At 47.7% G+C, this 4,559-nt stretch carries 7 protein-coding genes and 1 riboswitch; of the genes, 3 read left to right on the top strand and 4 right to left on the bottom strand.

The window, feature by feature from the left end; all coding sequences use genetic code 11:
* The first annotated feature begins 152 nt into the window (after positions 1-152).
* On the top strand, positions 153-668 hold the full coding sequence (locus LLF78_00575) for a prepilin-type N-terminal cleavage/methylation domain-containing protein (GenBank protein MCE5200996.1): 516 nt from the start codon (positions 153-155) through the stop codon (positions 666-668).
* Positions 669-697: 29 nt separating this feature from the next.
* Here LLF78_00575 and LLF78_00580 read toward each other — a convergent pair whose 3' ends face one another.
* Positions 698-1,393: a response regulator gene (locus LLF78_00580; GenBank protein ID MCE5200997.1), complete on the bottom strand. Its 696-nt coding sequence runs from the start codon at positions 1,391-1,393 to the stop codon at positions 698-700.
* A 111-nt stretch (positions 1,394-1,504) separates the two neighbouring features.
* A riboswitch (molybdenum cofactor riboswitch) is annotated at positions 1,505-1,627 on the bottom strand.
* Between the two features lie 173 nt (positions 1,628-1,800).
* Here LLF78_00580 and LLF78_00585 point away from each other — a divergent pair.
* Positions 1,801-2,544: an IclR family transcriptional regulator gene (locus LLF78_00585; protein ID MCE5200998.1), complete on the top strand. Its 744-nt coding sequence runs from the start codon at positions 1,801-1,803 to the stop codon at positions 2,542-2,544.
* Between the two features lie 36 nt (positions 2,545-2,580).
* Positions 2,581-3,342: a methyltransferase domain-containing protein gene (locus LLF78_00590; GenBank protein ID MCE5200999.1), complete on the top strand. Its 762-nt coding sequence runs from the start codon at positions 2,581-2,583 to the stop codon at positions 3,340-3,342.
* 105 nt (positions 3,343-3,447) lie between these two features.
* Here the strand turns inward: LLF78_00590 and LLF78_00595 are convergent, their stop codons facing one another.
* From LLF78_00595 to LLF78_00605, 3 genes are all read right to left on the bottom strand, one after another.
* On the bottom strand, positions 3,448-3,705 hold the full coding sequence (locus tag LLF78_00595) for a hypothetical protein (GenBank protein MCE5201000.1): 258 nt from the start codon (positions 3,703-3,705) through the stop codon (positions 3,448-3,450).
* A gap of 157 nt (positions 3,706-3,862) precedes the next feature.
* The gene (locus tag LLF78_00600; protein ID MCE5201001.1) at positions 3,863-4,078 is read right to left on the bottom strand and encodes a hypothetical protein; all 216 of its coding nucleotides are present in this window, start codon (positions 4,076-4,078) and stop codon (positions 3,863-3,865) included.
* Positions 4,079-4,326: 248 nt separating this feature from the next.
* The coding region (locus LLF78_00605; protein MCE5201002.1) for a DMT family transporter at positions 4,327-4,559 on the bottom strand (233 nt) is incomplete at its 5' end.

Consider the following 4,559-nt stretch of genomic DNA (forward strand, 5'->3'; position numbering starts at 1 on the left):
ATGTTCTGACCGCAACCGGCAACATCTGCAGCTCGGCCGCAGGTGCAATCACCGCTTTTCTACTCGGCTGGTCCGGCAGGGGCATTCTCATGGTGCTTACTGGCGGGATCATCTCCGCATTTTTTGTGGCGCAGATGTGCGGCTTCTAAGTGATGAAGCATAAACTAAGAGCATTCACTCTTATAGAGCTCCTGATAGTCATTGTGATCATCGGGATACTGGCAGGAGCGATGATTCTCTCTTCGGGAGCGGCAAGAGATAATGTCATGGCGACAAGCATAATCGCCGGAATGAGAGAGATGAAGGCTGCGGCGCTCATATATAAATCGGAAAACGGCACATGGCCCGTCTGGATATATAGCGGAGGAAGTTATGTAAACAGAGACAGCGGACATGAGACGATCCTTCCTGACCGCTATCTGAACAGACTTCCTGTTGACGATGGATACTGGATAGGCGTGATGAAACATCCTGCTGCAAGTTCTGCAGCTGTTGTCGCGGCGGATGTAAGCGGCCTGGACAGCAGGATAAAAGAGGACATTGCCTTAAAAGCAGCAGATATTGCCATTTACGGCACAGAAACGATCGGGATGCAGGCTCCGGACCTTTCCTCCCTGACAAAATTCAAAGCATCAGATAAAGGGATTATCTGGATAATAAGCAAATAAAGCAAACTCTGAACTATACACCGGACATCCTACAGCAGCGCCATGCGATAACGTTTTTCAGGACGACCTACACGCCTGTAAGCAAACTCTACTACCACGCGTTCGCTCATTGTCAGAAATTCAAGATACCTTCTAGCCGTTGAACGTGATATGCCAAGCTTGTCGCCCACTTCCTGAGCTGAAAATGTGTCATTGTTTTCTTTAAGGAATGTCTCGACATCGTTTAGACATTTGAGCTGTAGCCCCTTAGGTATCGTCCTGTTGTTAGCCCAGGACGGATCACGGCTCTTCATTGAGATGAGCGTGTCGAGATCCTCCTGCTGCCATGGTCTCGTCCTCCCTGTCAGGCTGTGGTGGTAAACCTGATAGTTGCGCAACGCGAGCCGCAGCCTGTCAAAAGAAAACGGCTTTATAAGGAATTCGAAAACTCCCTGGCAAAGGGCCTTGCGCACAAGCTCCGGACTCTCTCCGGATGAAGCAACGATGTAGTCCGTCCTGGGAAACTCCTTACGAAGTTCATCCAGCCCGTCCAGCGCATTAAATTCTTTCAGGTACAGGTCAAGCAGGACAAGATCAGTATCGACACAGCGCAGCGCTTCAAACATCTGCGGACCTGTCGATACGCATTTGAGCACTGTAAACGCAGCCTCATCGGCAATCAGGTCGGAGTAGAGTTTCTGGAGCAGCGGGTCTGCTTCGGCAATAAGCACTTTAAGTATACGCAAGTAGGACTCCCCCTTTATTCAGGAGTTAAGACCCGGACAGAAAGAGCCTTAACTGACATACAAGACATAACACACTCAAAAGAGGAGTAAGGAAGGTAAAAGGCCTGCTTCCATCAGTTCATTGCATCCCCTTTCCAAATACGGGAGGTGGCTCCGTTTCCAGAGATACCCATCGGTCAGCCGCCGTGGAAAACGCATTTCTTTAGGCTCTCTGACTCGGGGTCAATAATATTCTAATTCTATTAGGTTACATCAAAAAACCCATTTTAGTCAAGGAATAATCAAAATTAACGGATATTGATTTTTTAAAGTATATAAGCTATGATGCCCTGTGTTATGGAGATTTATTCCGCCTATTGGTAAAATCTGCGGGTATATCTGTACCTGCTTAAGAGGTGTATCGGAAGATGAAAGAAGATTCGGTCCGTTCCGTGGACAGAGCTTTCTCAATATTAAAAGCTTTCAGCAGAGATGATCATAAGCTCACATTGAGTGAGCTCGCAGAGCGTGTCGATCTGCCCATCACAACAACCTTGAGGATTGCTAACACGCTGGAAAAGCTGAACATGCTCCAGCGCCACAGCGACAGAAGTTACTCACTCGGCAATCAGCTCTATCTGCTGGGTAATATTGCAAAAGCGAACTTCCGTCCGCAGCAGATCATATACCCATATATGAAAAGTGTCCGCGACGAAACCAAAGAAGCCGTCTCATTATACGGCGTCGTTGACGAGTACCGCGTCTGCTTCGAGCACGTTGAAAGCCTGCTGAGCATGCGATGCGTAATGCGGATAGGGGACAAGGTACCGCTGTGGGCCGGCGCTGGCGGCAAGGCACTACTTGCGTTTCTCGGGGAAGAGGTCATAGAACGCGAGATCAAAAAGGCTTATCAGATAACGCCTACTACCGTGTTCAAGGCCGATGAGCTGCGAAAGAGCCTTGCTGATGTCAGAAGCCTCGGCTATGCCATAAGCCATGGTGATCGTGAGGAGGGGATCTTCTCGATCGCTGTCCCCATATTCAACAGAAGGGGCGATATCGAATATTCCTTCTCCGTAGCGGGCCCGGCGCAGAGATTCACGGAAGATGCCGCACTTGAACTCATCCCATCTATACAAAAAATGTGCAGAGAGATAGCAACTCAGATATAATAGCAGTATCATGAAAACCGGAAGAGGTGCTGTCCTATGCCAAACCAGAACTGGAACCCGGAAAATTACAAGAACAACGCATATTTTGTCCCTGAGCTTGGGTTTCCTGTAATAGAACTGCTTGACCCAAAACCAGGGGAGAGGATCCTGGACCTAGGCTGCGGCAACGGTGTACTTACAAAGAAGCTCATCGATATGGGCTGCGAAGTTGTCGGAGTAGATACCAGCCCGGAGATGGTCAAAGCTGCGAAAGAGCTCGGCATCGATGCGCGGCTGCTGGACGGAGAACACCTGCACATCAAAGAAGAGTTTGACGGTGTCATGAGCAATGCAGCTCTTCACTGGATGCCGGACCAGTACTCTGTGGTACGCGGTGTCTGGCGTGCGTTGAAACCCGGCGGGCGCTTCGCTGCGGAGTGCGGAGGCGAAGGCTGTATCAGGATCATCCGTGAAGGCATGAAGATCGCGCTTATCCGGCGCGGCCTTGACTACAGGGCGCGCAACCCGTGGAAATATCCGGAACTCGGCACATATTCAAACATGCTCGAAAACCAGGGCTTTAAAGTCAGCTATATAGCCCGGATCGACAGACCGACACCGCTTAAGAACGGACTGCGCGGCTGGCTTGAAGTGTTCTCTGACCGTCACACAGAGGGATTCACACAGAAAGATAAAAATGAGTTTTACACTGAAGTAGAGGATTACTGCCGCCCGATGCTCTACAGCGAACAAAACGGCTGGATTGCAGACTACGTAAGGCTCCGTTTTCTCGCATACAAGCCAAAAGACACGGAGTAGCGTGCTTTGTGGAAATAATCAAAAGGGACTGCGTGAAAACTATAGTTCTCATGCAGTCCCTTTTATTATATTTTTTATTTACACACAAGATGCTTATCTTTTTGGTCAGTCCATACTTACAAGCTTTGCCTTGACCCCCGGGAGTACGTTAAGCTTGCCCTCCAGTTCCTTTGCCGTATTTTCGCCGCAGCAAAGCTGAAGGATCAGGATCCCCGAAGGAGAACATGTATTGTCGTCATTCTGATCGTGAAGCCCCAGCCTGGTGCGGATAGAACAGCCAAACTCCGTCAAAACTTTCTGTACATCAATCGCTGTCTGCTCCCTCTGTGCAACCCTTACCACCATGATCTGAAAACAATTCATAACGGCACACTCCCTTTTCTATAAAATATATTGTTCCAAAGCCTATCTTAATTTATTTTTAACACAAAAACAATATATTTTTGCATGGATAATTGCCTAGAACAAAAAAGGGCAAAAAAACGGCTTCCGGGATGGTTCCCCTGAAGCCGCTAATTTGTCAGCTATCCTTCTTCAAATCACGGATCTCTTCTTTTATGTCCCGCAATTCCTTCAATATCTCATCCCTGTCGCTGAAACTTCCTGACCTATGGTTTTCAAACACATTTATCCTGCGATTGCATGTGTAAAAGAGGATCCCCATTATTATCAGAAAGAACAACGGCATCATAAACATCCCAAATGGCATTCCGCATCCGGCTGTTCCCCACCACATCTATACCACTCCCCGTAAAACTGCTTTTAAGTTCCGCGGACAATATACTATAACATTGACATTCATCAATATGTATAAATACTTAAAATTCAAACTGCAATAACATTGATCTTGCAATGCCTATAAACCCGATATGATTTTCCGGTGTTTTATATCCCAATACACCGTATAAGCGATATCTGTCGTAATAAATCTCAATATACTCGAATATGTCACGCTCTGCTTGATGCCTCATGTAAAGTGCCGTTTCAAGCGCCCTTATTAGCAGTCCTTTGTCGATCCTGTCTCCCATTGCCCAGCATAGAACAGGCGACCGATATGAGAACGATCATACATCCGGCCAGCTCATATGCAGTCGGTACCTGATGGAGCAGAAAAGGCGTCAGTAAAAGTGCGAAGACTATCTCCAGCGTGCATATGAGGCTTACGGAAGACGCAGAAATATATTTCAGCGAAGTAAACAGAAGACCAAAACCAATGA

The sequence above is a fragment of the Synergistaceae bacterium genome (genome assembly GCA_021372895.1).
GTDB lineage: Bacteria > Synergistota > Synergistia > Synergistales > Synergistaceae > JAJFTP01.

What these genes read in the sequence shown, in the direction of transcription:
- LLF78_00590 (MCE5200999.1), top strand. Translation starts at nt 2,581, where the DNA reads ATGCCAAACCAGAACTGGAACCCGGAAAATTACAAGAACAACGCATAT.
- LLF78_00595 (MCE5201000.1), bottom strand. Translation starts at nt 3,705, where the DNA reads ATGAATTGTTTTCAGATCATGGTGGTAAGGGTTGCACAGAGGGAGCAG.
- LLF78_00585 (MCE5200998.1), top strand. Translation starts at nt 1,801, where the DNA reads ATGAAAGAAGATTCGGTCCGTTCCGTGGACAGAGCTTTCTCAATATTA.
- LLF78_00600 (MCE5201001.1), bottom strand. Translation starts at nt 4,078, where the DNA reads ATGTGGTGGGGAACAGCCGGATGCGGAATGCCATTTGGGATGTTTATG.
- LLF78_00575 (MCE5200996.1), top strand. Translation starts at nt 153, where the DNA reads ATGAAGCATAAACTAAGAGCATTCACTCTTATAGAGCTCCTGATAGTC.